Raw genomic sequence first — 26,786 nt, forward strand, 5'->3', positions numbered from 1 at the left:
GGGGCAAACTTTCGCTGGATGTTGCGGGTATGAAACAGGGAAGTTGTGAGGCGCCAAAAAAACACTATTCAGGCGTTTTTTGCAGGATTGGTTCCGGTTCTTCAGGCTTTTAATACAATGAGAATTGCCGCTTGTTTTTGTAGGACGGGACTGGATTTCGAAGGCTTTCTGAAGGGCGCAGGTAGTCCGATTCCTAAAGCTTTGAAAGGGAGGCCAATACTCAGAATGGTGCGTTTGCATTTGTGAACTCAGCTAATACACTCAAGTTTAATGCATAACGTTAAGCTTTAAATTATGATCGTTAGCTTTAAGTGTTCTGAAACCGAGTACCTGTTTCGCAACGGTAAGACCCGTATGTGGTCAGCCATTCTGGGTGTTGTGGAACGAAAGCTGACGATGCTGGATGGGGCTGCCGTATTGATGGACCTTCGATCACCACCGGGCAATCGACTGGAGGCGCTGGAAGGTAATCGAAAAGGTCAGCACAGCATTCGCATCAACGCTCAATGGCGAATTTGCTTTGCTTGGGGTCTTAACGGACCAGAGAATGTCGAAATCGTCGATTATCACTGAGGTGAGTAATGACTAAGAATGGTATGCGCCCGGTACATCCTGGCGAGATCCTCAAAGAGGAGTACCTGGAACCTCTGAGCCTGACGGCCACCGCTCTGGCCAGAGCGTTGAACGTGTCGACACCTACGGTGAACGATATTGTGCTCCAGCGTCGGGGGGTCAGTGCTGATATGGCGCTAAGGCTATCCATCTGTCTGGATACGACCCCGGAGTTTTGGCTGAATCTGCAATCGACTTATGATTTGCGCAAAGCTGAAATAGAACGAGGCGCAGCGATCCGGGATCAGGTTGAGCGGCTTGCGCACTGCGCCTGATTGTTTCTTCAGATTGATTGAACCCCACGCCAAGCACGTGGGGTTTTTTTGCTCTTCAGAATGTCTGGAGCATCCTTGAAGCTCTTTTCCACCAAGGCTGATTTACCGCATTTTGTGGCTGCTCGCCGCTTGGCAACAGCTGCGGCACATCCTGCAACCGTATCCACGGCTGATTATTCCAGTGCAACAAACTCAACGACATTTCCGGCCAGTTGAGCAGGCTCAGTTGTGGACGTTCGGTTGTGCTGGGGTGGTGGGCGTCTCGCAGGGCGGGGACGACTTCGTGGGTGAGCCATTCACGCAAGGCTCGGTATTGGGGGCAGTAGTGGTAGACCAGTAATGCGTAGACGCCGGATTCGCTGATCAGCAGGGTGTTTTCGATGTTGCCGTGGATGAGGGTTTTGGCGATTTGGTATTGGTCGGGATCGAGTTTTCGGAGTTGGCGGTCGTTGAGGTAGATGCGTAGTAGGCGGCCCAAGTCCCGGGCGCAGAACCAGGGTTGGTTTTGCAGGAGCAGGGCGTGGAGGTGGAGTTTGTGGCGGGTGAAGACGTGGGGGATTAGATAGTTTTCGTCCATGCGCAGTTCTCGGGATCAAATGAAGAAAACTGCCTCTGATCGTCGCCAAACAAAAAGGGTGGCAGCTATACGCGGGTTGGCGAACCGGTGCATCCCGAAACCGGCAGACCCGAAGGTCTCCCGCGCACAGCCGCCATAACTCGAGATTGGGATAATTCCCTCGTTCGAATGTGGTCGCGGTGTGTCGGGATTTTCCAGGTCGCCAAACCCAGTGCTGAACATTCAGCTGGGGATGAGCTTAGAGATTGGATACTCGACGACACAATCGGACGGCGGTGTGATTTTTGTAGGACGTTGCCGGGATTTTTGCGGGGCTTGGGATCTAAAGATCGCAGCCTGCGGCAGCTCCTACAAGTGAAGCTGAAGGTCGTGCCGACCTTCATTCGCGGGCAAGCCCGCTCCCACAGGGGCCGTGGTGTTATTCGGCTGGTGGGTTCAGTTTCGCTTCCAGCTCGGCGACTTTCGCTTCGAGGCTTTCGAGGCGGGCGCGGGTGCGTGCGAGTACGACCATCTGACTGTCGAATTCTTCGCGACTCACCAGGTCCAGTTTGCTGAAGGCGCTTTGCAGCAACATCTTGAACTGGCTTTCGATTTCAGCTTTCGGCAGAGGCGTGTCACCGCTGAAGAGGCGGGAGGCGGTGCCGGTCAGGGCGTCGAGGAAGTCTTTTGGCGCGAGCATGGTCAATGTCCTGGAAACAATGACGGGCAGTGTATCACGCAGTGTCTATAGTCATTTGCGCGGGCAAGGGGTGCACGCTTTTCGCGCATTGGGACAGACGGCGTTGCACCGTTGTTGTGCGTAACGTGCCGGGTGTTGTCGCGAAGTATCCACCATCCGCCGGTAATGGCTTGAAAACAGTCAGTTTTGTGGAGATGGCAAGCTTTCTGCTTAGATGCTGGTGACCCATGCACTGATGCAGTCGCTGTGACGAATGCAGTGCGCCAAACGGAACGCGGGGAGTGTTTCGCGAGGAGCGGTTAGCTGGCGTCGGACGGGCAGGTAAGGCCGACGATGCGTTACAAAGCCAGGCACTGCGCTTAGACTTGAGACGGGTTTGTTTTCCTGGGGCAAGTCCACCAATTCGGGAGAGAGTTTTCATGAAGCTAGTCACTGCCATCATCAAGCCGTTCAAGCTGGACGACGTACGCGAGTCGCTGTCCGAGATCGGCGTGCAGGGCATTACCGTCACTGAAGTCAAAGGCTTTGGTCGGCAGAAGGGTCACACCGAGCTGTATCGCGGCGCGGAATACGTGGTCGATTTCCTGCCCAAGGTGAAGATCGACGTCGCCATCGACGACAAGGATCTGGACCGGGTAATCGAGGCCATCACCAAGGCTGCCAACACCGGCAAGATCGGTGACGGCAAGATCTTCGTGGTCAATCTGGAACAGGCGATTCGCATCCGTACCGGCGAAACCGATACCGACGCAATTTAAGCCGCCACAAACCCAACGCCCCAGGAGAAAACAATATGACTCTGCGTAAATTCGCAGGGCTAGGAGCCCTGTTGTCCATCGTAATGCCCAGCCTTGCTTTGGCGGCAGACGAAGTGGCGGCCCCGGTCCTCAACTCCGGCGACACCGCCTGGATGATGACCTCTACAGCCCTGGTGCTGTTCATGACCATTCCCGGCCTTGCGCTGTTCTACGGCGGCATGGTTCGGTCGAAAAACATTCTTTCCGTGATGATGCAGTGCTTCGCCATTACCGGTCTGATCAGTGTCCTGTGGGTCATTTATGGCTACAGCATTGCGTTCGACACGACGGGCATGGAGCAGGGCGTCGTCAACTTCAACTCGTTCATCGGCGGCATGGGCAAGGCATTCCTCGCCGGCATCACGCCAGCCAGCCTGACCGGGCCTGCGGCGCTGTTTCCTGAGGCGGTGTTCGTCACCTTCCAGATGACTTTCGCCATCATCACCCCGGCGTTGATCGTCGGCGCCTTCGCCGAGCGGATGAAGTTCTCCGCAATGCTGGTGTTCATGGGCGTGTGGTTCACCCTGGTTTACGCGCCGATTGCGCACATGGTCTGGTCCGGTAACGGCGGCCTGTTGTGGGACTGGGGCGTTCTGGACTTCGCCGGCGGCACCGTGGTGCACATCAACGCCGGTGTGGCCGGTCTGGTTGCCTGCCTGGTGCTGGGCAAGCGCAAAGGCTTCCCGACTACGCCGATGGCGCCGCACAACCTCGGTTACACCTTGATTGGCGCGGCCATGCTGTGGGTCGGCTGGTTCGGTTTCAACGCCGGCTCCGCCGCTGCGGCCAACGGCACCGCCGGTATGGCCATGCTGGTGACGCAAATCGCTACCGCCGCTGCGGCACTGGGCTGGATGTTTGCCGAGTGGATCACCCACGGCAAACCTAGCGCACTGGGTATCGCTTCGGGCGTGGTTGCCGGTCTGGTGGCAATCACCCCGGCTGCCGGCACCGTTGGCCCGATGGGCGCGCTGGTAATCGGTCTGGCGGCAGGCGTGGTGTGCTTCTTCTGCGCCACCACCCTGAAGCGCAAGCTCGGCTATGACGACTCCCTGGACGCCTTCGGCGTGCACGGTATCGGCGGTATCCTCGGCGCAATCCTGACCGGTGTGTTCGCCGCACCGTCCCTGGGTGGCTTCGGCACCGTGACCGATATCGCCGCTCAAGTGTGGATTCAGTGCAAAGGCGTGGGCTTCACGGTGATCTACACCGCGATCGCCACATTCATCATCCTCAAGGTGCTGGATGCGGTCATGGGCCTGCGCATCAACGAAGAAGAAGAAGCGGTCGGCATCGATCTGGCGCTTCACAACGAACGCGGCTACAACTTGTAAGTACGCGTGTAAAAAACTTGCCCGGCTTGCCGGGCATTTTTTTGTCTGAAATTTGTCATTGAAGAGCGCGCTGAAAGGTTTTTTCCTACAGGTTTTGCGATGTTTGCGTCGGGTGTTTTTGTGCAGCCGAAGTCTTACAGGAATGAAGGAATATTAGGGCCTTTGTTTTTTCCCAGAGCGCGCTAGAATGCGCCCCGAACGTGCGGAGAACTGTATGTGGCAACAGACTCTGATTACCTTGCGGGCGAGGCCCCGGGGCTTTCATCTGGTAACGGACGAGTTACTCGCCGGCCTGCCTGAACTCAAGGCGTGTCGGGTCGGTCTGTTGCATTTGTGGCTGCAGCATACCTCGGCGTCGTTGACCATCAACGAGAACGCCGATCCGGCGGTACGTCGCGACTTCGAACGGTTTTTCAATCGTCTGATCCCACAAGGAACAGACGGCTATGAGCACAACGACGAAGGCCTGGACGACCTCCCGGCGCACTTCAAGGCCAGTGTACTTGGCTGTCAGCTCAGTTTGCCGATTTCGGCAGGCCGGCTGGCGTTGGGGACCTGGCAAGGCGTTTACCTGGGCGAGCACCGTGATCATGGCGGTGCCCGTAAAGTCCTCGCCACCGTGCACGGTGAAGAGGCATAACCGCTGGTCAGCGGCGGCTATTGATTTTTTTCCGGCAGCCTTCGACAGAGGGCAAAGCTGGGCTATAACTAATCTGCTTTTCGCAAGTCATGAGGTAGAACATGAGCGACGATGATCTGGAAAACGACGACCTCGAAGTAGGCGACGACGACGAAACCGAAGAAGGTCTGGAAGCAGCGGCGGAAGACGTCGCTGAAGACGACGGTGGTGATGCGCCGGTTCCGACCGCCAAAGGCAAGGCCAAGGCAGCGGTATCGGTCGATGAGCTGCCGAGTGTCGAAGCCAAGAACAAGGAACGCGACGCCCTGGCCAAGGCCATGGAAGAGTTCCTGGCCCGTGGTGGCAAGGTGCAGGAAGTGGAGGCCAATGTGGTCGCAGATCCTCCCAAGAAGCCTGACAACAAGTATGGCAGCCGGCCTATCTGAGCCTGCTACCCGCTTGCTGAAAAAGCCCGCCGTCGCTGCGGGCTTTTTCATGCCTGAAACAAAACTCTTGAGTTCGACACAACCCCATGTGGGAGCGGGCTTGCTCGCGAAGGGGTCGTATCAGTCAGCATGGATGTCGATTGGCGCACCGCTTTCGCGAGCAAGCCCGCTCCCACAGGGTATGTGCAGGATCTCAGGATCAGCGTTGGGTGTTCCACCGCGCCAACAACGATGGCAACTCGGTCAGGCTGCGAATCTCGGCATCCGGCAGGCGTTCGGCTTCCCAGGTCTTGCCCGAGGGGTTGAACCAGATCGCACGCAATCCCGCTTGCTGCGCCCCGGCAATGTCATCACCTGGATGATCGCCGATGTGCACCGCGGTTTCAGCGGTTGCACCACCGCGTTGCAAGGCCTCATGAAACAGTCGCGCATCGGGTTTGGCGATGCCGATGTCTTCGGCGCACAACGCAAACTTGAAGTAGTCCGCCAGCCCCAGCCGACGCACATCGGCATTGCCGTTGGTGACTACGCCGAGGGCGTAATGGTTGGCGAGGATTTCCAGGGTCGGTTCAACCTCCGGAAACACATCGATCTGATGGCGAGCGTGCAGAAACACCTCAAAACTCTTGTCCGCCAGGTCCGACGCCTCGTCATGCCCGTAACCGGACTCTTCCAGCGCATGGAACAGCACCCGCCGACGCAGCGCGCTGATGCGGTGCTTGAGGCTTGGCTCGTTGCTCAATACTCGCTCGCGAATAGCCCAAAGATGCTCCACCGGCACTGCCCCCAGGTTGGGTGCGTGCTCGGTCAGCCATTCACGCAAAACGGCTTCGGCGCTGACGATGACCGGGGCGGTGTCCCACAGGGTGTCGTCGAGGTCGAAGGTGATCAACTGAATACTCATGAATCGTCGCCTTTCATGCGTTTGGCCCGTGGGTGGGCGCTGTCGTATACCGCTGCCAGATGCTGGAAGTCCAGGTGGGTGTAGATCTGCGTGGTCTTGATGTCCGAGTGGCCGAGCAGCTCCTGCACCGCGCGCAGGTCCTGGGAGGACTCCAGCAAGTGGCTGGCGAAGGAGTGCCGCAGCATGTGCGGGTGCAGGTTTTGCCCCAGTTCGCGCTCGCCGGCCGCCTTGACCCGCACCTGGATCGCCCGTGGACCGAGGCGCCGGCCTTGCTGGCTGACAAACACCGCATCGTCCGCCGGGTTGGCCATGGCTCGCAGGGGCAGCCACTGTTCCAGTGCCTCGCGGGCCTTTTTGCCTACCGGCAGCAGGCGGGTCTTGCTGCCTTTGCCGAGCACCTGGACCATGCCGTCTGCCAGGTCGAGTTGATCGAGATTGAGCCCCGTCAGCTCCGAAAGCCGCAGCCCGGAGGAGTAGAACAACTCCAGGATCGCTTGGTCCCGACGCGCCAGAAAGTCATCTTCAACCCCGCCTTCAAGCAGTTGCAGGGCGCGGTCGGTGTCGAGGGTTTTCGGCAGGCGGCGTTCGCCTTTGGGCGGTGCCAGGCCATTGGCCGGATCGTGGTCGCACAGGCCTTCGCGGTTCAGGTAGTGATAAAGCCCGCGAACGGCCGACAGCAATCGCGCCAGGCTGCGCGATGATTGACCCTGGGCGTGCAGGCGGGCAATCAGGCTGCGCAGGCGCTGGATGTCCAGCGCTGCCCAGCTGCCGATGTTCTGTTTGACGCACCAGCCCAGCACTTTATCGAGGTCGCGGCGATAGGCCGACAGCGTGTGCGGCGACACCTGCCGCTCACTGCGCAGGTGTTCGCAGTAAGCGTCCAGTTGCCGTTCCATGTTCAGCGTACCGAGCGCAGGGAGTTGTTGACCCGTGGCAGCACGCGACCCATGACTTCAGCGATGTAGCTCAGGAACAGGGTGCCCACCGAACTTTTGTAGTGCTGCGGATCGCGGCTGGCGATGGCCAGGATGCCGTGGATGCCCTGGTGGCTGATGGCAACGACCGCGGTGGAGCCGATCTGCTTGCGTTGTTCTTCGCCGAACAGGAAGTCCAGCTCATGTTCGCGCAGGCTGCCGCTGACGCTTTTTTCTTCCGAGAGCAAGCCGCCGATGGCCACTTGTGCTTCGGCGTGAGTGGCCCAGCGGCCGACCGGCATGGCGTTGTCACCAAGCAGGATGAGGCTGACGAAGGGCACCTGGAATTCCTGGCGCAGGCTGTCTTCGACGCACATCACCACGTCTTCCAGGCTGGCGGCATCCATCAGCGCCAGGATCAGTCGACGGGTCTTGTCGAAGAGACGATCGTTGTCGCGGGCCACGTCCATCAGGTGCGAGAGGCGATGACGTAGTTCGATGTTGCGGTCGCGCAGGATGGTCATCTGACGCTCCACCAGCGACACGGTATCGCCGCGCCGATGGGGGATGCGCAGGGACGGGAGCAGTTCTTCGTGCTCGACGAAGAAGTCCGGATGAGCCTCCAGGTACGCGGCTACAGCCGCCGCCTCCAGGCTTTCGGACGGTGATTCGTCAGCTTGTCGTGCGGGTACCTGGGGCTTGTCGGTCATGGGTTTCGCTCACTCAAAGACGCACTTGTCCTTCATATACGCGCACTGCCGGGCCGGTCATCATCACCGGTTGGCCAGGGCCTGCCCATTCGATGGACAGGCGCCCGCCAGGCAGGTCGATCAATAGCGGCGAATCCATCCACCCCTGGCTGATCGCAGCCACTGCGGCAGCACAGGCGCCGGTTCCGCAAGCCTGGGTTTCCCCGGCACCGCGTTCCCAGACGCGCAACTGCGCGCGGCTCCGGTCGATGACCTGGAGAAAGCCGACATTGACCCGTGCCGGGAAGCGCGGGTGATGTTCGATTTTCGGGCCCAGTTCATGCACCGGTGCGTTGTTGATGTCGGTGACCCGTACCACCGCATGGGGATTGCCCATGGACACGGCAGCCAGATCGACCGGGGTGCCGTCGACGTCGACCTGATAACTCTTGGCCTGCTCCGGCGCCTGGAACGGAATATCCGCTGGCACCAGGCGCGGGGCTCCCATGTTGACGCTGATCTGGCCGTCGTTACGCACGTCCAGCTCAATGATGCCGCTTTTGGTTTCGACGCGAATCACACGTTTTGCGGTCAGGCGCTTGTCGAGCACAAAACGGGCGAAGCAGCGCGCACCGTTGCCGCATTGTTCCACTTCGGAACCGTCGGAGTTGAAGATCCGATAGCGGAAGTCCACGTCCGGGTTGCTCGGCGCCTCGACGATCAGCAACTGGTCGAAACCGATGCCGGTGTGCCGGTCGCCCCATTGCTTGGCATGCTTGGGCAGAATGTGCGCGTGCTGGCTGACCAGGTCGAGGACCATGAAGTCGTTGCCCAGGCCGTGCATCTTGGTAAAACGCAGCAGCATGGTTTTACTCCGGCAGCAGGCTTTCGCCAGCAAACAACTCGGCTACCGTCTCACGGCGACGCACTTCGAATGCCTGATCACCGTCCACCAGCACTTCAGCGGTACGACCGCGGGTGTTGTAGTTGGAGCTCATGACAAACCCGTAGGCACCGGCCGAATGCACGGCCAGCAGGTCGCCTTCTTCCAGGGCCAGCTGACGATCCTTGGCCAGGAAGTCGCCGGTCTCGCAGATCGGGCCGACGATGTCGTAGGCGCGGGCAGCGGTAGTGCGTGGGCGCACGGCTGTGACGTCCATCCAGGCCTGGTACAGCGCCGGGCGGATCAGGTCGTTCATGGCTGCATCGACGATGGCGAAGTCTTTGTGCTCGGTGTGCTTGAGGTACTCGACCTGAGTCAGCAGCACGCCGGCATTGGCCACGATGAAGCGGCCCGGCTCGAACACCAGCGCCAGGTCACGACCGTCGAGGCGTTCACGCACGGCCTTGATGTAGTCGGCGGCCAATGGCGGCTCTTCGTCGCGATAACGCACACCCAGGCCGCCACCGAGATCGATGTGGCGCAGGTAGATGCCGCAATCGCCGAGGCGGTCGACCAGGCCCAGCAGGCGGTCGAGGGCGTCGATGAACGGCGGCAGGGTGGTCAGTTGCGAGCCGATGTGGCAATCGACGCCGACCACTTCCAGGTTCGGCAGCTGCGCGGCACGCACGTACACGTCTTCGGCGTCGGCGATGGCGATGCCGAACTTGTTCTCTTTGAGACCGGTGGAAATGTACGGGTGGGTGCCAGCATCGACGTCCGGGTTGACGCGCAGCGAAATCGGCGCGCGAACGCCCAGTTCGGCGGCGACCACCTGCAGGCGTTCCAGCTCGTCGGTGGATTCGACGTTGAAGCAGTGCACGCCGACTTCCAGGGCGCGACGCATGTCGCCACGAGTCTTGCCGACGCCGGAGAACACGATCTTGTCGGCGCTGCCACCAGCGGCCAGTACACGCTCCAGCTCACCACGGGAGACGATGTCGAAACCGGCGCCCAGACGCGCCAGGACATTCAGGACACCCAGGTTGGAGTTGGCCTTGACCGCATAGCACACCAGGTGCGGCGTGCCGACCAGCGCATCGGCGTAAGCCAGGTATTGGGCTTCGATGTGCGCACGGGAGTAAACGTAGGTGGGTGTACCAAAGCGCTCGGCGATGGCAGACAGGGCAACACCTTCCGCGAACAGTTCACCGTCACGGTAGTTAAAAGCGTCCATGAGGTTCCCTTATTGGTAGACGTCGTGCTTGTGTGCTTTGGAGGCAGGCTGCTGTTGCGACGACTTGGCCTGTTCGACAGGGTCCTGGTCTTCGTCAGGCAGGTAGAGCGGGCCTTTTTGACCGCAGGCCGACACAAGGCAGGCGACCGCGAGGAGCGCAGCAAGGGAAGAGATCAGGCGCTTCATGGCGAAATCCTTGAAAATGCATTAATTGCGCCGGAGTATACCGGCCACCCGGCGGCTTGCCTATGCAACGGACCGCCCGTCCGGCGGGCCTTGGCCCGATGCCGGTCGGTATCATGCAATCCGTGTGGGAGCGGGCTTGCTCGCGAAGGTGTCGTGTCAGTCGACATCAATGTTGAATGTCAGTCCGTATTCGCGAGCAAGCCCGCTCCCACAGGTCGTTATCCTTTGCAATCGACGGAGCTCGGTCGTATCTTGCGGCGCTTGAGCCTGATCAGACACTTTTTGAGGTTGCCGTAATGAGTTTGTCCGAAGCGCGTTTCCATGACCTGGTCGATGCCACCCAGCAATCCCTGGAGGACATCTTTGACGAGAGCGACCTGGATATCGATCTGGAGAGCTCGGCCGGTGTGCTGACCGTCAAGTTCGAAAACGGCACTCAGTTGATCTTCAGTCGTCAGGAACCACTGCGCCAGCTGTGGCTGGCGGCGGTATCCGGTGGTTTCCACTTCGACTACGACGAAGAGAGCGAGCGTTGGATGTGCGACAAGAGCGAAGAGCAGTTGGGTGAAATGCTCGAGCGTATCGTCAAGCAACAGGCTGACGTCGATCTCGATTTCGAAGGCCTGTGAGATCGTGACCCAGCCTGCGCCTGTCCGTGCGCCCAAGCCGCTCTACAGCAATGTCAGCCCGGCGGTGCCGTCGCCGTGCAGCGGTGTGTGTCGGCTGGACGAGCAGAAAGTCTGCCTGGGCTGCTTCCGCCATGTCGAAGATATCCGCGAATGGCGCTCGGCCGATGACGAGCGCCGGCGGGTGATTTGTGCGCAGGCCTCGCAGCGCAAACAGGGCTCCGGGCCATGACTTGTATATTTTTTGAGCTGTGATAGTGTCCAGATATGCCTCAACCCATCGAGGCTTGTGAAAACCCCGCCTTTTTCTGGCGGGGTTTTGCTTTTTTTCGTGCAGAAGAAAGGAGTCTGCCCAGATCATGACCGCACCTTCCATCACCCTTACCCGTCTGGACGTACAGCGTCTGGAGCGTCTGATCGACAGCCTGGACGAGACGCTGCCGGGTGTTATCGCGCTGCAGACAGAACTGGACCGCGCCGATACCCTGGTCGGTCACGATGAAGTGCCGGCGGATGTCGTGACCATGAACTCCCGTGTGCATTGCCGCGAAGAAGGCAGTGGCAAGGACTACCACCTGACCCTGGTGTACCCCAAGGATGCGAATGCCGACGAAGGCAAGATCTCGATCCTGGCGCCGGTGGGCAGCGCGCTGCTCGGCCTGAAGGTTGGCCAGCACATCGACTGGCCGGCTCCGGGCGGCAAGACCCTGAAACTGACCTTGCTGGAAGTCGAGTCGCAGCCTGCCAATGGCGGCGCGTTCCCGGAGTGACATCCCCTCAGACCTGCCCGAGCGCCTCGTTCAATGCGCGCTCCAGGTCAGCCTTGTAACGCAGGTACAGATGGGTGGAACTCTGCCCTTCGCCGAGCAGGCCTGACAGGTCGAGGTCGGTGATGTAGCAGCGGTAGCGTTCGGTTTCCTGGCGCTGCCCGACGATTTCCCGGGCGACCACGCTGAACAGCTGGTCGCCATGCTCCAGTTCGGAAAACTCCCGTTGATTGCAATACAACGTCACCTGCACCTGACCCGGTGCGGCTTTGCCGACGATCGCCTGCACGTCATAGAACGGTTTGTTCATCGGCGTCTGTGGTATCGGCCGGGTTTCAATGCGGCGCGCGCGGCCAGGGCCTGACGGCAGCAACTGGCAATACAGGGTGTCGAGGTTCAGCGGGTGGGCGGCGTCCATCGGCAACAAGGCATCGCGACGGTACTGGATCGATTGCAGGAAGCGCTGCAGCGGTACCAGCAGGCTTTGCTCGTCGTGCCAGGGCAGGCGTTGCTGCCACAGGGCATTGAACTCATCGAGTACGTACACATCAGCCTGATCTTCGTTGACCCGGTAGAACACTTGAATGCAGTCCGGCTGGCCCGTGGGCAGGAACAGCGCAAGGTCGTGCTCTTCCAGTGCCTTTGGGTCCAGGTGAAGCGGGCTGTAGCTCACCATTTCTTCGCCCAGGTAATCGATCAGCGCCGGCAGAGTGGTCAGCGCGATGTGTTGGACCTGGCCCGGCACCAACTCCAGAACGTGGTAGTGCTGCTGGACCTGGATCAGGTAGCGATGATTGAGCCGGCTCAGCAGCAGGTTCTGCGCGGTATCGAGAATTTCTTCCACCCGTTGGGCGATGAACTGCGCACGGTTATGGCAGAAGCAACGCACCCGCAACTTCGGCTGCTGCGGCCCGGCCGGCAGGTTGTTGAGGTAGTCGCGGATGCAGTCGAGCAGGGCGTGGGGGCCGTCGTAGCGGCCGACCAGCACTTCGTTCCAGCTATTGAGCGTGACCTGGTCCAGGGTCAGGACCAGATTTTCCCGGACGCCAGCGTAGCTCAGGGAGTCGGTGCGCTCGGTGGTCATCAGGATATTCAGGTCGCGATGGTGCTTGAGCGGATCGATGCCGACGTTGACCAGAATCAGCACTTCACTCGGTACGCTGGCACGCAACAGAGGTTCTTCGGCGACGGTGGGCAAGGGCAGGGCGATGGTCTGTTGCAGGCTACCGAGCAGGTTGAACAGTTCGAATTCGCTCAAGTCGCTGGTGCCGGGATGCAAGGCCAGGCGGGTGCTGCTGTCGATCACGCCATTGCGGTGGCACCAGGTCAGCAGTTCCAGCAAGTGACGGCTGCGCTTGATCGGTGCGAAATGTTCCCATTCCAGCGCCGTCAGGCTGCCGTTGTACAAACCCCACAGGCTTTGTCCCGGTTCTTTCTTGTTCGCTGCGTGCACCAGCGTCAGGGTGTCTTCGGCCAGGTCCGGGGCGATGCCGGGGTTGATGAACTCGACTTTGCCGGCCTTGCGCTCGAAAGCGGCATGCAGTCGGCGTCCGAGGACGCTCAGGTCGCGCTTGTTGATGCGACTGACCGTCTGTTCGTGACGGGCAAACTGGGTGAGGAAGCGATAGCTGTAGTTCAGCTCGTTGACCAGCGCCCGTCGCTCGGCGCTGACCTGGCGGACTTTCCACTGACTGCGGCTGTCGAGCAGAGCCAGTTGCCGCTGGTCCCAGTGCCATTCGCGGGCGAGGCGCTCAAGCAATGAACGTTGCCAGCTCTGGGTGCGGCTGCTGCCGGTCAGCTTGCGATTGACCTTCAGGTACAGCGCACGACGCACCAGTTCCAGCCGTTCCGGTTCGTTGCGGGCGAGCAGGTATTCTTCGATGCGCCGGTACACCACGACGTACGGATCCAGCTCGTCGAGGTCGAGGCGGTTGGCGAACACCGCTTGCTTGAAGCGCAGGCTCAGGCAATGGACCCTGGGGTGTTCGCTGGCGTAAACCTCGGTCAGCAACAGCTTGAGCACCGACTTGTACGGCGACTCGATGCCCTTGAACAACTGCCAGAGCCCGGCACCGATGAATTCGCCGGGCGGGATGAAGGCCAGGTTGCCGAGGTCGAGGGTTTCATCGGCGCGGATAAAGCGTTTGGAAATCAGGGTATAGGTGTAGCGGTCGTAGCTCGACTCTTCATAGACCGGCACCAGCCACCAGATCGGTGTACGCCCGGCCAGCCAGATCGCGGTGCGGTAAAACTCGTCCAGCAACAGGTAGTGCTGGGTGGTGCCGCAATCCTCCGAACTGAGCTGGGTATCGCGCTCGCCGCGGACGAAACGGCTCGGGTCGACCAGGAAAAAGTGCGCTTCGGCGCCCTGGCTGGCGGCCCAGGCTTCCAGCAGCTGGCACTTTTTGCGCAGTTCGGCGAGTTCACTCTCGGTCAGGTCCGGCCCATGGCAGACCCACACATCCATGTCGCTCTGGTCGGCTTGTGCCAGGGTGCCGAGGCTGCCCATCAGGAACAGTCCGTGAATCGGCCGGGGCGGGTTGCTGCCGTGGCGCGGCTTGTAGGAAAACGAGCGGGTCAGGCGCTGGGCTTCAGCGAGGACATTGGCATCCGGCTCGAAATTCGACAGCCCGGCCGGCGTACTGCCGGAAACGTAGCCGGGCAGCAGCGGATGATTGACGTGGAAAAACAGCGGCAGCAAGGTCAGGACCCCTTGCTGGCGGGTCGACAACCCTTCCATGGCACGAGCCATGCGTCCTTCGTTGAGTTTCAGAAAGCGTGCGCGCAGCTGACTGAGAACCTTGCGGTCGATTCCCTCGTCCAGATCAGGGCGGATTTCATGGGTGCGGGTCATGTCAGCTCAAACCGGCTCGCAGGGCTCGGACGTGGGAGTCTCAGGTGAGGGGCAGTTTAGCGCCTCGGCCACGGGACTTTTAAGCTGATTTTGTATTTCTGGCGTCAGACTTCTATCGCGTCGCGACAGCGGGCAACAAAATGCGCCCGCGGAAATCCTTCAGCAGGGGTTTCCGTGGGCGATGCGGGGGAATTCAGGCTGTTTCTTCGGCTCTCAGAATGGTGAGCACGGTTTGCACACTTTGCGCGGCGTCACGACCCAGGCTGGTGAGATAGCCGCCATCAGGCTGGTCGATCAGATCTTTTTCAAACAGGCGTTTGGCAGCGGCAATGGCTTTCGGGGCAGCGGTCTGATGAATTTTCAAACCTTCCTGGGAACTGTCCAGGTTGAAGAGTGCGAGGATTTCCAGTTCGGCAACCAACTCAGGGGTAAGCGACATAGGGACTCCAGACTTTCTAGGAATTGGGCGACAGCGCCCCTAAGGTGAACCCGCTTGTGCGGCATGTCCAGTGCTTGCGGCAGGGTTTTTTCGCTTCTGTAGGAGCGAGCCTGCTCGCGATGGTCGTCAACGATGACGCGTAAAACCAGATGTCCCGTGGCGCTCTCGGGTTTTTCGCGAGCAAGCTCGCTCCTACAGGGGGGGCGTGGGCTTATTGCTTTTCCGGTGGCAATTCGGGCAACGCGCGCAGTGCAGCTTCGTACCATTCGGTGTTGAACGCGCGGTCTTCTTCGAGGATCGCGTCGATTTCTACCGCCAGAACGTGGGCCATCAAGTTGAGGATCTCTTCCCGCTCGTAACCCACCAGCGTCAGCTTGTTGAACGTCGCCTTGGCGGCTGGCGGGTTGTCGCTTTCGATTTGATTCTCAATGGCTTCGATCAGCGTGTTCTCGGCGAACTCTTCTTCGTCGATGTCGTCTTGGTTGGTATCGGGGGTCGGCTCGCTCATGGCAGGCTCCTCAGGGAAAGGTGGCCAGTTTACCCGCATTCAGCCGCGTGATGCTGCTGGCAAGAATCCCGGCAGCGTTCTATAAACAGGCACTGCCCACCCCGCATGGCCTGGAGGCTTTGTGATGATCAAGCTTTATGGATTCTCCGTCAGTAACTACTACAACATGGTCAAACTGGCGCTGCTGGAAAAAGGACTGCCCTTCGAAGAGGTGCCGTTTTACGCTGGCCAGACACCTGAAGCGCTGGCCATCAGTCCACGCGGCAAGGTACCGGTGTTGGGTGTTGAACAGGGCTTCATCAATGAAACCAGCGTGATCCTCGAATACATCGAGCAAACTCAGAAAGGCAAACCACTGCTGCCGAGCGATCCGTTCCAGCGCGCTCAGGTGCTGGCACTGGCCAGGGAAATCGAGCTGTACATCGAATTGCCGGGGCGAGCCTGCTTCGCCGAAGCGTTTTTCGGCACGAGCGTGCCGGAAGCGATCAAGGAAAAAACCAGGGCCGAACTGTTGCTGGGGATGGCAGCGCTGGGCCGGCATGGCAAATTCAGCCCTTACGTGGCTGGCGACAGTTTGAGCGTGGCGGATCTGTATTTCCTGTTCAGTGTGCCGCTGGCGTGTGGGGTCGCCAAGAAGTTGTTTGGCATCGATCTATTGGCCGAGATGCCGAAGGCCAAGGCGTTGCTGGAGTTTTTGGGGGGTAATCCGAATGTGCAGCGTGTGGCGGCTGATCGGGAAGCGGCGATGCCGGCGTTCATGGCGATGATTGCTGCCAAAAAGTAGTTCTGTGGCGTTTTGAAGTCAGTCATCGCGGGCAGGCCCGCTCCCACACTGGATTGTGTTTGCACATCAAACCTGTGGGGACGGGCTTGCTCCGGGCAGCGAGCCGACGAAGCTTTTAGCGGCTGGCGAGCAGCGTCTGACCGCGCGCTACAGCAGCTTTCACCTGTGCCGGCGCAGTACCGCCGATGTGGTTACGGGCATTGACCGAGCCTTCGAGGGTCAGCACGGCGAACACGTCCTGATCGATCTGGTCGCTGAACTTGCGCAGCTCTTCCAGGCTCATTTCCGCCAGGTCCTTGCCGCTGTCCACGCCGTACTTCACGGCATGCCCCACAATTTCGTGGCAATCGCGGAATGGCAGGCCGCGACGCACCAGGTAGTCGGCCAGGTCGGTAGCGGTAGAGAAGCCGCGCAGGGCCGCTTCGCGCATCATCGCGTGCTTGGGCTTGATCGCCGGAACCATGTCGGCGAAGGCCCGCAGCGAATCGCGCAGGGTGTCGGCGGCGTCGAATAGCGGTTCCTTGTCTTCCTGGTTGTCCTTGTTGTAGGCCAGAGGCTGGCCTTTCATCAGGGTCAGCAGGCCCATCAGTGCGCCGAACACGCGACCGGTCTTGCCGCGCACGAGCTCCGGCACGTCCGGGTTTTTCTTTTGCGGCATGATCGAGCTGCCGGTGCAGAAACGGTCGGGCAGATCGATGAACTGGAACTGCGCGCTGGTCCACAGCACCAGCTCTTCGGAGAAGCGCGAAAGGTGCATCATCGCGATGCTGGCGGCCGAGCAGAACTCGATGGCGAAATCGCGATCGGAAACATTATCCAGCGAATTGCCGCCAACCGCGTCGAAACCCAGCAATTGTGCGGTGTATTCACGATCGATCGGGTAGGTGGTGCCAGCCAGTGCCGCGCTGCCCAGCGGCATGCGGTTGGTACGTTTGCGGCAGTCGACCAGGCGTTCGTAGTCGCGGCTGAGCATTTCGAACCAGGCCAGCATGTGGTGCCCGAACGTCACCGGCTGTGCAGTCTGCAGGTGGGTGAACCCCGGCATGATGCTGGCGGCTTCACGCTCGGCCTGCTCCAGCAGGCCTTTTTGCAGGCGGGTGATTTCGGCCAGGATCAGGTCGATCTCGTCACGCAGCCAAAGACGGATGTCGGTGGCGACCTGGTCGTTACGACTGCGGCCGGTGTGCAGCTTTTTACCGGTCACGCCGATGCGGTCGGTCAGTCGCGCCTCGATGTTCATGTGGACGTCTTCGAGGTCGATGCGCCAGTCGAACTGGCCGGCCTCGATTTCACCCTGGATGGTCTTCAGGCCATCGATGATGCTGTCGCGCTCGGCATCGGTCAGCACGCCGACCTTGGCCAGCATGGTGGCGTGGGCGATCGAGCCCATGATGTCGTGGCGATACAGGCGCTGGTCGAAGGTGACGGAGGCGGTGAAGCGGGCGACGAAGGCGTCGACGGGTTCACTGAAGCGGCCGCCCCAGGACTGATTGGTCTTGTCAGTGCTCATGAATTCGCTCGTATCGGCTTGATGAAAGAAGGCGTGGAACGCTGGCGCGGATAATAACAGGGTTGCCAATCCTGTCGCTGACACTGGTCGACACGTTTTCACTGGACCTGTAGGAGCGAGCAGGCTCGCGATGATCCTGAGCGCGACGCGTGTATCCAGGATACCCGCGTTTTCGTTAACGCCCATCGCGAGCAAGCTCGCTCCTGCATTAGCGCAACGATATTTTTCAATTGAGCTGTATCGTCCCGGCAACCGTCTACAGTTGGACAATAGGATCAGCGCACTTCTCGGTGCAGCCGCTGACCATAAAAAAGAGTGGGGTGTTCATATTGCGTATCAGCAAACCCTGTGGCGATGTGTCGCCAATGCGGGCCTGGGCCGCCAGTTGCCTGGCAGATGAAAATTTAGCCGCCCGACCAGCGGCACTTTTTGACGCTCGGGCTAGTCTTAGCGTGGATCGCGGTGACAGACGTCACTTCACCTGTCTACGCTATCCTTGTGCGAGACTCACGCAGGAATCCAGCGCAATATGAATGTCCTGATCGTTGATGACGAACCCTTGGCCCGCGAGCGCCTGAGCCGAATGGTTGGCGAACTCGAGGGATACAGTGTCCTGGAGCCTAGTGCCACGAATGGCGAAGAGGCGTTGGCACTGATCGACAGCCACAAGCCGGATATCGTGCTGCTTGATATCCGCATGCCCGGCCTCGATGGCCTGCAAGTGGCTGCGCGGTTATGCGAACGCGAAACTCCGCCCGCCGTGGTGTTCTGCGCCGGGCCCGATGAATTTGCCGTGGAAGCCTTACAGGCCAGCGCCGTAGGCTATCTGGTGAAACCTGTGAGAACTGAACAGTTACATGACGCATTAAAGAGAGCCGAGCGCCCCAGCCGTGCCCAGCTCGCCGCCCTGACCCGCCCTGCTGCCGAAAGCGGCAACGGCCCGCGCAGCCATATCAGCGCCCGAACCCGTAAAGGGATCGAGCTGATTCCGCTGGATCAGGTGGTGTACTTCATTGCCGACCACAAATACGTGACCTTGCGCCACGAGGGCGGTGAGGTGCTGCTCGATGAGCCGCTCAAGGCCCTCGAGGACGAATTCGGTGACCGTTTCGTGCGTATCCATCGCAATGCACTGGTCGCCCGCGAGCGTATCGAGCGATTGCAACGCACACCCCTGGGGCATTTTCAGCTGTTCCTCAAAGGCCTCAACGGTGATGCGCTGATCGTCAGCCGGCGCCATGTGGCTGGTGTGCGCAAGATGATGCAGCAGCTTTAATCAGCTGTCCGCAGGTGAATTTCACACCCGATTGCCGGACATCCGGGGCCAGGGAGGCCGAGTAGTATCTGATACAAGTCAAAGTGGATTTGGCTGAGCTGTTATTATCTGCCGTATCTATTCAGTACGGATTGATCCATGTCCTCTCGCCAGATCCGCATCGCCACCCGCAAAAGCGCACTCGCCCTGTGGCAGGCCGAATACGTCAAAGCCCGCCTTGAGGCGGCTCATCCGGGCTTGCTGGTGACCCTCGTCCCGATGGTCAGTCGTGGCGACAAGCTGCTCGACTCACCGCTGTCGAAAATCGGCGGCAAGGGCCTGTTCGTCAAGGAACTCGAAACCGCGCTGTTGGAAAATGAAGCCGACATCGCCGTGCACTCCATGAAGGACGTGCCGATGGACTTCCCCGAAGGCCTCGGCCTGTTCTGCATTTGCGAACGGGAAGACCCGCGCGATGCCTTCGTTTCCAACACCTACACCAACCTGGATGAGTTGCCCCAGGGCAGCATCGTCGGCACCTCCAGCCTGCGCCGCCAGGCTCAATTGCTGACCCGTCGTCCGGACCTGGAAATCCGCTTCCTGCGCGGCAACGTCAACACCCGCCTGGCCAAGCTCGATGCCGGCGAATACGACGCCATCATCCTCGCCGCGGCCGGCCTGATCCGTCTGGGTTTTGAGGATCGCATCACATCGGCCATCAGTGTCGACGACAGTCTTCCAGCCGGTGGCCAGGGTGCGGTGGGGATCGAATGCCGCAGCGCCGACAGCGAAATTCATGCGCTGCTGGCACCCCTGCATCACCAGGACACCGCCACTCGCGTGACCGCCGAACGTGCCCTCAACAAGCACCTCAATGGCGGTTGCCAGGTGCCGATTGCCTGTTACGCCGTGCTGGAAGGTGAACAGGTCTGGTTACGTGGGCTGGTCGGTGATCCGAGTGGTGGCCGGCTGCTCAGTGCCCAGGCTCGTGCGCCGCGTGGCGATGCCGAGGCTCTTGGTGTGCAAGTGGCCGAAGACCTTTTGAGCCAGGGCGCCGACGAGATTCTCAAAGCGGTCTATGGCGAGGCTGGTCACGAGTGACCGGCTGGCGCTTGCTGCTGACGCGTCCCGCCGATGAGTCGGCGGCGCTGAGCAGTTTTTTGGCCGAGCAGGGGATATTCAGTAACAGTCTGCCGCTTTTGGACATCGTGCCGGTTGCGACCACTGACACAATGCACCAGGTGATTCAGGCGCTGGATCAGTTCTGCGCCGTCATCGTGGTCAGCAAGCCGGCCGCCCGGATCGGTGTCGAGCTGCTTGAGCGGTTCTGGCCAACGCCGCCCGCTGTGAAGTGGTTCAGCGTCGGTGCGGCGACTGCGCAGATCCTCGAGGATCACGGATTGGACGTGAGCTTCCCGGCAGAAGGCGATGACAGTGAAGCCTTGCTCGAACTTTCCCGACTGCGCGAGGCTATCGCACAACCCGATGCGCGAGCGCTGATCCTGCGCGGGGAGGGTGGGCGCGAGTTGCTGGCTGAGCGTTTGCGTGAGCTTGGTGCTAGTGTCGAGTACCTGGAGTTGTACCGCCGGGCATTGCCGGTTTACCCGCCGAAAGCGCTGCCGGAACGGATCCAGGCGGAACGCCTGAACGGGCTGGTGGTCAGCAGTGGACAAGGTTTTGAGCACCTGCATCAGTTGGCCGGCGATGCCTGGCCGCAATTGGCGCGGTTGCCGTTGTTTGTACCAAGCCCCAGGGTTGCCGAGCTGGCGTATGCCGCCGGGGCCAAAACAGTTGTGGATTGTCGCGGTGCCAGTGCCGCGGCCTTGCTGACGGCGTTACGGGAGCATCCCGTGCCCGTTTTCTAATGCAAAGGATGGATACGTGAGCGAAACAGCCTTGCCGAAAGATGACTCGCGACCGGTGCTTGATACACCTGTTGATGCTCCTGTTGATGAAATGCCGCCGCCACCTGCTGCCGTGCAGCGTCGAGGCAATGGTCTGGCTATCGTCGCGCTGCTGCTGGGCGCGGCCGGTGTTGCGGTTGGCGGTTGGGGTGTCTGGCAGGTGCGTCACCTGCAGGCCAATAACCAGCAGCAACTGAGCCAGGTTCAAGCGTTGAATGACCAGGCGCAGAACCTCAAGCTCAATGAGGAACGCTTGAGCGCACGCCTGGCGCAATTGCCTGCCGCCGATGAGCTGGAAGCGCGCAGTCGCCTGGTGATCCAGCTGCAAGGTGATCAGCAGCGTTTGAACCAGCGTCTGGAAACCATACTCGGTGCCAGTCGCAAGGACTGGCGCCTGGCCGAAGCCGAGCATTTGCTGCGTCTTGCCAGCCTGCGACTGTCCGCCTTGCAGGACATCAGCAGCGCCCAGGCACTGGTCCAGGGTGCCGACGAGATACTGCGCGAGCAGAACGACCCAGGCGCCTTTGCCGCTCGCGAGCAGGTGGCCAAGACCCTGGTTGCCCTGCGCAGTACCGGGCAACCGGATCGTACCGGGCTGTTTCTGCGTCTGGGCGCGTTGCGCGATCAAGTGGCCAGCCTTACCGAGCTGGCGCCGGAGTACAAGGACCGTGGCGATTCGTTGCTGGGCCTGACTGCCGATGGCGACGGTGCCAGTCGCTGGGCGCAATGGTGGGATCAGATTTCGCGCTACATCCGTATCGATTTCAATGCCGATAAAAACGTTCGCCCATTGCTGGCCGGCCAGAGCCTGAGTCAGGTGCGCCTGGCCCTGAGCCTGGCGCTGGAGCAAGCACAGTGGGCCGCGCTCAATGGTCAGGCGGCGGTTTACTCCCAAGTGCTGGACGAAGCGCGGGACATTCTCAAAGGCAACTTCAACCCGGACAACGCGCAAAGCAAAGTCATGCTTGAGCAGGTGGCCGAGTTGAGCGAGCAGCCCGTCACCGTTGTCACGCCGGATATGACCGGCACCCTGAGCGCGGTGCAGGGGTATCTGGAGCGGCGCAACGTCAACGCCGAAGATTCGGTCAAGCCACTGGCCAAGCCTGCCGCGAACACCGCGCCGGAGGCCATGCCATGAAACGCCTCTATGTGATCGTGTTCCTCGTGATCGCCGCTGCCGCTGCGCTGGGGCTGGCGATTGCAGAACATTCCGGCTACGTGCTGATTGCCTACAAGACCTTCCGCTATGAGTCGAGCCTGTGGGCTACTTTGGCGCTGGTGGCTGTGCTCTGGCTGGTGATCTGGGGCATCAAGTCGCTGGTCGAACTGCTGATGGCTTCCAGTGGCGTGGTCAATCCGTGGTCGCGACGTAACCGTAGCCGTCGGGTGCAGGTGGCGATCGAGCACGGTCAACTCGACCTGGCCGAGGGGCGCTGGGCCAGCGCGCAGCGTCACTTGCATCGGGCTGCCGAAGCCGAGCGCCAACCGCTGCTTTACTACCTCGGTGCGGCCCGTGCCGCAAACGAACAAGGCAATTACGAAGAAAGCGACAACTTGCTGGAGCGTGCCCTGGAGCGTCAGCCTCAGGCCGAGTTGGCGATCGCTTTGAGCCACGCCCAGTTGCAGACCGACCGCGGTGATACCGAAGGCGCCCTCGCCACCCTGCAAGCCATGCGTGAACGCCACCCTCATAACGCACAGACCCTGCGTCAGTTGCAACGCCTGCTTCAGCAGCGTGGTGACTGGTCGACAATGATTCGCCTGCTGCCGGAGCTGCGCAAGGACAAAATCCTGCCGGCGGCCGAGCTTGCCGAACTGGAGCGCCGGGCCTGGGGGGCGAACCTGTCCCTGGCGGCGCAACGGGAAGAAGACGGGACGGTGGGGCAGCAATCGCTCGAACGTGCCTGGCAACAACTGACCTCGGCACAGCGTCAGGAGCCGCAACTGGTGCTCGCGTATGCCGAACAACTGCGTCAGTTGGGGGCTCAGGTCGAAGCCGAAGAAGTGCTGCGCACTGCTCTCAAGCGCAGCTACGACAGTCACCTGGCACGGCTCTACGGGCTGGTTCGCGGCAAAGATCCGGCCCGTCAGTTGCAGGCTGCCGAAGGTTGGCTCAAGGAGCATCCGGCCGATCCTGGTCTGCTGTTGACGCTGGGCCGTCTATGCCTGCAAAACAGTTTGTGGGGCAAGGCCCGGGACTATCTGGAAAGCAGCCTGCGTGTACAACGCAATCCGGAAGCCTGTGCGGAACTGGCGAGGTTGTTGGCGCAAATGGGCGATACCGAGCGCAGCAACCAGCTGTTTCAGGAAGGCCTGGGGTTGTTGGATGAGCGCTTGCTTGCGGCCCCTCTGCCGGTGCCGGCCCGCGCTTGACCCATACGCTGGCGCCAGGCTCCGGCGTCTGAGCGATGACCTGCGGCGAGGCAGAAATCTTCCTCGCCGCAGTAGATGATCGGTTGAAATTCAGTTGCCAGATTTCGTCGCAGGCAAAGTCCTACAGGGGACTACATCTTATCCTCTCGCCTGCGTCGGGATTTCCCTACACCTGTGCTGAAGTCTCCGTGGGCACTTGCCTTGAAAGGCCTTCGCGCTTTCCTCTACCGTAATGGTCTGTCACTACTTTTACGGAAAAGCCATGTCTTTGGCCTGCTCACGCTCCTTGTTTTTCATGGCTTTCGTTGCGGGTGCCCTGGCAATGGGCGTTTCCTACTACCTGGAATATGCAGTGGGCCTGCGGCCTTGCGGCTTGTGTCTTGTGCAACGGTTTTGTCTGGCGCTCTTTACCGGTGTCTGCCTGATGGCTTCGGTCCATGGCCCCGGTCGCATCGGAAACGTTCTGTATTGGCTGCTCGGTCTTGGTTGCAGCCTGGCCGGCACTGTCACGGCGTGGCGACAGGTCCTGCTGCAAAGCCTACCGGCGGAACAGGCAACGGCGTGCTCGACCCATCTGACAGATCTGTTGGTCAGTTCGCCCTGGCTATCCGTCGTACAGCAAATGTTCAAGGGCGCTGCCGATTGTGTGGAAATTTCCTGGACACTGTTTGATCTGAGTCTCACAGAGTGGAGCCTGCTGTTCTTCGTCGCTATGTTGATTCTGGCCGTTTACCAGTCGTTGCGACTGGTCTGGATCAGCTATCAGCGACCACTCAGCGGCGAGTCGTCGCACCGGGCCTTTGCGGGCGATTAAACACTTGTATGAACTTTATCTCGTGCGTACCTTGAAGCTGGTGTCGCGCGGGCATAATCTGGCCCGCACGTGTCATTGGAATTATGTTGCTCGATGACGCTCTGCCTGACCGCCCACTGACGTAACAAGAGGCGAACGGGCATAGAGCAGCTGACCCACAAGGGAAGAGAGATCACCATGCTCGAAAGTTGTCAGAATGCTCAGGAACGCTGGGGTGGAGTGCACCTGCTTATTGATCGCTGGTTGCAGGAGCGCAAAGAGCTGATCGATGCCTACGACAAGCTTGGCGCAAAACCTGAGGCGCTCGGTGAGGATCGTAAACCCTTGCAGGAATTCTGCGGCGTGCTGGTCGATTATGTATCGGCCGGGCACTTTGAGATCTACGAGCAACTGACGGGGGAGGCCAAGGCCTTCAACGACAAGCGTGGCCTGGAGCTCGCCGAGACGATCTACCCGCGGATCGACGTCATCACCGAAAAGCTGCTCGCGTTCAATGACCTGTGCGATGCAGGAAAGTGTGTCGCCGAAGAGTTCAAGACACTCGGCGGCCTGTTGCACGAACGCTTTGAGCTGGAGGACTGCCTGATCGAAGTGCTGCACACAGCCCACAAGGAAACCGATTCGGTTCAGGCCTGAAGCGCTTCCTGCAAGATCCCGAAACGGCGTGCCAAGGCACGCCGTTTTCGTTTGTGTCGTCAGCCGGTAGCACCGCGCAGTTCGACTTCGAACACCAGTGGAGTGAACGGCGCGATCACGTCGCCGGCACCGTCGGCACCATAGGCCTGGGCCGATGGAATCACCAGTCGCCATTTCGCCCCGACCGGCATGTTTTGCAATGCGCTGCGCCATCCGGCGATCACGCTGTCGAGACTGAACCACTGTGGCTGACTGTTCTGATCGAACACCGTGCCGTCGGGCAAGCGACCGATGTACAGCACCTGCACCTTGCCGTTCGGTCCGGCCTTGGCGCCAGTGCCCGGCGTCAACTCGGTCAGCAACACGCCATCAGCCAGTTCTCGCACGTCGGGTCTGGCTTTCTCGGCGGCGAGAAAGCGCTGTTCTTTTTCCAGTGCCATTTCGCTTTGCGGCTCGGCTGACTGCATGGCAATCCGGGCTTCATGCTCGGTCAATATCTGCTGGATCTGCTCGTCCTTCAGCGCCAGCGGCTTGCCCTGATAGGCCTGCTGCAATCCTTCGACCAGTGCCTGGAGTTGCAGGTCGGGTGCCTCCTGGCGCAAGCGTTCGCCAAGGCTCGCGCCCAGGCTGTAAGCAAGATCGTGGGCTTCATTTTCCTGTGTTGTTGCGGCGGCCTGGGCCGCCGAAAAAAACACGCACAGCGATAAAAAAAGGTAGCGCGACATGGGCACTCTCCGACCTGAATTGCGGGCGATTATGCCAGCGAGAATGCGCGCAACGGTGAACTGCTTTTGCTTCGACGCAGAAGTTTTTCGGTCCTTTGCAACGCAACGCTTTCGATAGTGTCAACATGCCCTAGCGGCGGTTGCAGCAGAGGTCTAGTATGAGCCGCACTCACTTCAGCCAGGAGGTAAACCATGTCGGCCACCAAGAAGCCAGTAAACACTCCATTGCACCTGCTCCAACAACTCTCGAGCAGCCTGCTCGAGCACCTGGAAACCGCTTGTTCCGAAGCCTTGGCTGATGCTGAAAAACTGCTCGCCAAACTGGAAAAGCAGCGCGGAAAAGCGCAAGAAAAACTGCACAAGTCCCGCACCAAATTGCAGGACGCTGCGGCGGCCGGAAAAGCCAAGGCGCAAGCCAAGGCCAAGGACGCAGTGGCCGATCTTGAGAAGCTGCTCGATGCCCTCAAAGATCGTCAATCGGAAACCCGCGGCTACATTCTGCAACTCAAGCGCGATGCTCAGGAAAGCCTGAAACTGGCCCAGGGCGTCGGTCGTGTACAAGAGGCTGTCGGCAAGGCGTTGTCCCTGCGCGCAGCCAAGCCTGCTGCGGCACCTGCGAAGAAAGCCGCCGCCAGACCGGCTGCCGCAAAAGCACCGGCCAAGCCTGCTGCTGCAAAACCGGCAGCTGCCAAACCAGCAGCGAAAACTGCCGCCGCCAAACCGGCTGCGAGAAAACCGGCTGCTGCCAGCGCCGCGAAACCTGCAGCTAAAACCACGGCTGCCAAGCCAGCCGCTGCTCGACCTGCCGCTGCAAAAGCTGTCGCTGCCAAACCAGCAGCGAAAACCGCCGCCGCTAAACCGGCTGCAAAACCAGCAGCAAAACCAGCAGCAAAACCGGCCGCTAAACCAGCCACCCGGACCGCCGCGGCGAAACCTGCTGCCAAGCCGGCTGCCAAACCTGTCGCTGCCAAACCAGCGGCAAAACCAGCAGCCAAGCCAGCGGCAAAACCTGCTGTAAAAGCGACTGCCAAGCCAGCTGCAAAACCAGCCGCAAAACCGGCAGCAGCGAAACCTGCCGCTGCCGCCAAGCCAGCCACTGCAAAACCAGCTGCCGCGAAACCGGCCACTGCAAAACCCGCTGCAAAACCAGCAGCCAAACCTGCAGTGAAAAAGCCGGTTGCCGCCAAGCCAGCCACCGCACCGGTTGCCAAGCCAGTCGTACCGGCTGCGCCAGCAGCACCTGCTCCGGCAGCAACTACCTCGACAGTCGCGCCAGCACCTACGCCTGCCGCAACGTCGAGCGCTGTAACCACCCCAACCAGCGCTTCCTAAGTGCCGGTTACCGGGGCGCCCCGGGGGTTGCGCGGGGGGCGGGGGAGGGGGGGGGGCGCCCCCGGGACCCCCTACCGCCCGGGGGGTAGATAGGGGTGGGGCCCATTGGG

At 60.5% G+C, this 26,786-nt stretch carries 31 protein-coding genes; 18 read left to right on the forward strand and 13 right to left on the reverse strand.

The annotated features are described in order from the left end of the window. The first annotated feature begins 294 nt into the window (after nt 1–294). Nucleotides 295–573: a type II toxin-antitoxin system RelE/ParE family toxin gene (locus ACCD00_RS22900; protein ID WP_413427677.1), complete on the forward strand. Its 279-nt coding sequence runs from the start codon at nt 295–297 to the stop codon at nt 571–573. An 8-nt stretch (nt 574–581) separates the two neighbouring features. Next, nucleotides 582–887 carry a HigA family addiction module antitoxin gene (locus tag ACCD00_RS22905; RefSeq protein ID WP_102669368.1) on the forward strand — a complete coding sequence of 102 codons (306 nt, stop codon included), beginning with the start codon at nt 582–584 and terminating at the stop codon, nt 885–887. 55 nt (nt 888–942) lie between these two features. On the opposite strand, the gene ACCD00_RS22910 is transcribed toward ACCD00_RS22905, so the two are convergent. Together ACCD00_RS22910 and ACCD00_RS22915 are read right to left on the reverse strand one after the other, a co-directional pair. After that, nucleotides 943–1,464: a Bro-N domain-containing protein gene (locus ACCD00_RS22910; protein WP_413427678.1), complete on the reverse strand. Its 522-nt coding sequence runs from the start codon at nt 1,462–1,464 to the stop codon at nt 943–945. Nucleotides 1,465–1,882: 418 nt separating this feature from the next. Then, on the reverse strand, nt 1,883–2,143 hold the full coding sequence (locus ACCD00_RS22915) for an accessory factor UbiK family protein (protein WP_102669366.1): 261 nt from the start codon (nt 2,141–2,143) through the stop codon (nt 1,883–1,885). 419 nt (nt 2,144–2,562) lie between these two features. Here ACCD00_RS22915 and glnK point away from each other — a divergent pair, with 419 nt between their 5' ends. The 4 genes from glnK to sutA all read left to right on the forward strand — a co-directional run bounded on the left by glnK (nt 2,563) and on the right by sutA (nt 5,339). Next, on the forward strand, nt 2,563–2,901 hold the full coding sequence (gene glnK / locus ACCD00_RS22920; protein ID WP_002555808.1) for a P-II family nitrogen regulator: 339 nt from the start codon (nt 2,563–2,565) through the stop codon (nt 2,899–2,901). 35 nt (nt 2,902–2,936) lie between these two features. Beyond that, entirely contained in the window at nt 2,937–4,274 is a 1,338-nt protein-coding gene (locus tag ACCD00_RS22925; RefSeq protein WP_413427679.1) for an ammonium transporter, read from the forward strand. Between the two features lie 214 nt (nt 4,275–4,488). Then, the gene (locus ACCD00_RS22930) at nt 4,489–4,914 is read left to right on the forward strand and encodes a secondary thiamine-phosphate synthase enzyme YjbQ (protein ID WP_008015517.1); all 426 of its coding nucleotides are present in this window, start codon (nt 4,489–4,491) and stop codon (nt 4,912–4,914) included. Between the two features lie 101 nt (nt 4,915–5,015). After that, on the forward strand, nt 5,016–5,339 hold the full coding sequence (sutA, locus tag ACCD00_RS22935) for a transcriptional regulator SutA (protein WP_007980816.1): 324 nt from the start codon (nt 5,016–5,018) through the stop codon (nt 5,337–5,339). Nucleotides 5,340–5,538: 199 nt separating this feature from the next. Here the strand turns inward: sutA and ACCD00_RS22940 are convergent, their stop codons facing one another. From ACCD00_RS22940 to lptM, 6 genes are read right to left on the reverse strand one after another with little or no spacing between them, the layout of a single operon-like run. Beyond that, nucleotides 5,539–6,243 (reverse strand): HAD family hydrolase, encoded by a 705-nt coding sequence (locus ACCD00_RS22940; RefSeq protein WP_413427680.1) that lies wholly within the window; start codon nt 6,241–6,243, stop codon nt 5,539–5,541. Next, nucleotides 6,240–7,139: a tyrosine recombinase XerC gene (gene xerC, locus ACCD00_RS22945; protein ID WP_008015515.1), complete on the reverse strand. Its 900-nt coding sequence runs from the start codon at nt 7,137–7,139 to the stop codon at nt 6,240–6,242. Before xerC ends, ACCD00_RS22940 begins: the two co-directional genes overlap by 4 nt. 2 nt (nt 7,140–7,141) lie before the next feature. Next, nucleotides 7,142–7,867 carry a DUF484 family protein gene (locus ACCD00_RS22950; protein ID WP_085716236.1) on the reverse strand — a complete coding sequence of 242 codons (726 nt, stop codon included), beginning with the start codon at nt 7,865–7,867 and terminating at the stop codon, nt 7,142–7,144. A 13-nt stretch (nt 7,868–7,880) separates the two neighbouring features. Then, nucleotides 7,881–8,711, reverse strand: coding sequence for a diaminopimelate epimerase (gene dapF, locus ACCD00_RS22955; protein ID WP_413427681.1), 831 nt, complete (start codon nt 8,709–8,711; stop codon nt 7,881–7,883). 4 nt (nt 8,712–8,715) lie between these two features. Beyond that, a complete protein-coding gene (lysA, locus tag ACCD00_RS22960) occupies nt 8,716–9,963 on the reverse strand; it encodes a diaminopimelate decarboxylase (protein WP_413427682.1) in 1,248 nt (415 codons plus the stop codon). A gap of 9 nt (nt 9,964–9,972) precedes the next feature. Next, nucleotides 9,973–10,149 (reverse strand): LPS translocon maturation chaperone LptM, encoded by a 177-nt coding sequence (gene lptM / locus ACCD00_RS22965; protein ID WP_007980804.1) that lies wholly within the window; start codon nt 10,147–10,149, stop codon nt 9,973–9,975. Nucleotides 10,150–10,445: 296 nt separating this feature from the next. Between lptM and cyaY the strand changes: the two genes are divergently transcribed. The 3 genes from cyaY (at nt 10,446) to rnk (ending at nt 11,545) form a co-directional block, all read left to right on the forward strand. Next, complete coding sequence (gene cyaY / locus ACCD00_RS22970) at nt 10,446–10,778, forward strand: iron donor protein CyaY (RefSeq protein WP_413427683.1); 333 nt, start codon at nt 10,446–10,448, stop codon at nt 10,776–10,778. A gap of 4 nt (nt 10,779–10,782) precedes the next feature. Continuing rightward, nucleotides 10,783–11,007, forward strand: coding sequence for a DUF1289 domain-containing protein (locus ACCD00_RS22975; protein ID WP_413427684.1), 225 nt, complete (start codon nt 10,783–10,785; stop codon nt 11,005–11,007). A gap of 127 nt (nt 11,008–11,134) precedes the next feature. Beyond that, nucleotides 11,135–11,545 (forward strand): nucleoside diphosphate kinase regulator, encoded by a 411-nt coding sequence (gene rnk, locus ACCD00_RS22980; protein WP_274073692.1) that lies wholly within the window; start codon nt 11,135–11,137, stop codon nt 11,543–11,545. A 7-nt stretch (nt 11,546–11,552) separates the two neighbouring features. Here rnk and ACCD00_RS22985 read toward each other — a convergent pair whose 3' ends face one another. From ACCD00_RS22985 to ACCD00_RS22995, 3 genes are all read right to left on the reverse strand, one after another. Then, nucleotides 11,553–14,396: a class I adenylate cyclase gene (locus tag ACCD00_RS22985; protein ID WP_413427685.1), complete on the reverse strand. Its 2,844-nt coding sequence runs from the start codon at nt 14,394–14,396 to the stop codon at nt 11,553–11,555. A 193-nt stretch (nt 14,397–14,589) separates the two neighbouring features. Next, nucleotides 14,590–14,835, reverse strand: a complete 246-nt coding sequence (locus ACCD00_RS22990; protein ID WP_057398707.1) for a TIGR02647 family protein — start codon at nt 14,833–14,835, stop codon at nt 14,590–14,592. A 211-nt stretch (nt 14,836–15,046) separates the two neighbouring features. Next, a complete protein-coding gene (locus tag ACCD00_RS22995) occupies nt 15,047–15,343 on the reverse strand; it encodes a hypothetical protein (RefSeq protein WP_008015502.1) in 297 nt (98 codons plus the stop codon). A 124-nt stretch (nt 15,344–15,467) separates the two neighbouring features. Between ACCD00_RS22995 and ACCD00_RS23000 the strand changes: the two genes are divergently transcribed. After that, nucleotides 15,468–16,127 (forward strand): glutathione S-transferase family protein, encoded by a 660-nt coding sequence (locus tag ACCD00_RS23000; RefSeq protein ID WP_413427686.1) that lies wholly within the window; start codon nt 15,468–15,470, stop codon nt 16,125–16,127. Nucleotides 16,128–16,242: 115 nt separating this feature from the next. Here the strand turns inward: ACCD00_RS23000 and argH are convergent, their stop codons facing one another. After that, a complete protein-coding gene (gene argH / locus ACCD00_RS23005; RefSeq protein WP_413427687.1) occupies nt 16,243–17,637 on the reverse strand; it encodes an argininosuccinate lyase in 1,395 nt (464 codons plus the stop codon). A 529-nt stretch (nt 17,638–18,166) separates the two neighbouring features. Here argH and ACCD00_RS23010 point away from each other — a divergent pair. The 7 genes from ACCD00_RS23010 to rsd all read left to right on the forward strand — a co-directional run bounded on the left by ACCD00_RS23010 (nt 18,167) and on the right by rsd (nt 24,619). After that, nucleotides 18,167–18,913 carry a LytR/AlgR family response regulator transcription factor gene (locus tag ACCD00_RS23010; RefSeq protein ID WP_008015500.1) on the forward strand — a complete coding sequence of 249 codons (747 nt, stop codon included), beginning with the start codon at nt 18,167–18,169 and terminating at the stop codon, nt 18,911–18,913. 138 nt (nt 18,914–19,051) lie between these two features. Continuing rightward, entirely contained in the window at nt 19,052–19,993 is a 942-nt protein-coding gene (gene hemC, locus ACCD00_RS23015) for a hydroxymethylbilane synthase (protein WP_413427688.1), read from the forward strand. Next, complete coding sequence (locus ACCD00_RS23020; RefSeq protein ID WP_413427689.1) at nt 19,990–20,757, forward strand: uroporphyrinogen-III synthase; 768 nt, start codon at nt 19,990–19,992, stop codon at nt 20,755–20,757. Before hemC ends, ACCD00_RS23020 begins: the two co-directional genes overlap by 4 nt. Before the next feature lie 16 nt (nt 20,758–20,773). After that, complete coding sequence (locus tag ACCD00_RS23025) at nt 20,774–21,934, forward strand: uroporphyrinogen-III C-methyltransferase (RefSeq protein ID WP_413427690.1); 1,161 nt, start codon at nt 20,774–20,776, stop codon at nt 21,932–21,934. Further along, complete coding sequence (locus ACCD00_RS23030) at nt 21,931–23,169, forward strand: heme biosynthesis protein HemY (RefSeq protein ID WP_413427691.1); 1,239 nt, start codon at nt 21,931–21,933, stop codon at nt 23,167–23,169. The genes ACCD00_RS23025 and ACCD00_RS23030 overlap by 4 nt, the downstream gene beginning before the upstream one ends. Nucleotides 23,170–23,431: 262 nt before the next feature. After that, nucleotides 23,432–23,983 carry a disulfide bond formation protein B gene (locus ACCD00_RS23035; protein WP_413427692.1) on the forward strand — a complete coding sequence of 184 codons (552 nt, stop codon included), beginning with the start codon at nt 23,432–23,434 and terminating at the stop codon, nt 23,981–23,983. Between the two features lie 177 nt (nt 23,984–24,160). Next, nucleotides 24,161–24,619, forward strand: coding sequence for a sigma D regulator (gene rsd, locus ACCD00_RS23040; RefSeq protein WP_413427693.1), 459 nt, complete (start codon nt 24,161–24,163; stop codon nt 24,617–24,619). A gap of 59 nt (nt 24,620–24,678) precedes the next feature. Here rsd and ACCD00_RS23045 read toward each other — a convergent pair whose 3' ends face one another. Further along, complete coding sequence (locus ACCD00_RS23045) at nt 24,679–25,344, reverse strand: FKBP-type peptidyl-prolyl cis-trans isomerase (RefSeq protein ID WP_413427694.1); 666 nt, start codon at nt 25,342–25,344, stop codon at nt 24,679–24,681. 192 nt (nt 25,345–25,536) lie between these two features. On the opposite strand from ACCD00_RS23045, the gene ACCD00_RS23050 reads away from it, so the two are divergent. After that, on the forward strand, nt 25,537–26,676 hold the full coding sequence (locus ACCD00_RS23050; RefSeq protein ID WP_413427695.1) for an AlgP family protein: 1,140 nt from the start codon (nt 25,537–25,539) through the stop codon (nt 26,674–26,676). Nucleotides 26,677–26,786: the final 110 nt, after the last annotated feature.

This window comes from Pseudomonas sp. Pseusp3, assembly GCF_047304225.1.
Taxonomy (GTDB): domain Bacteria; phylum Pseudomonadota; class Gammaproteobacteria; order Pseudomonadales; family Pseudomonadaceae; genus Aquipseudomonas; species Aquipseudomonas fluorescens_CD.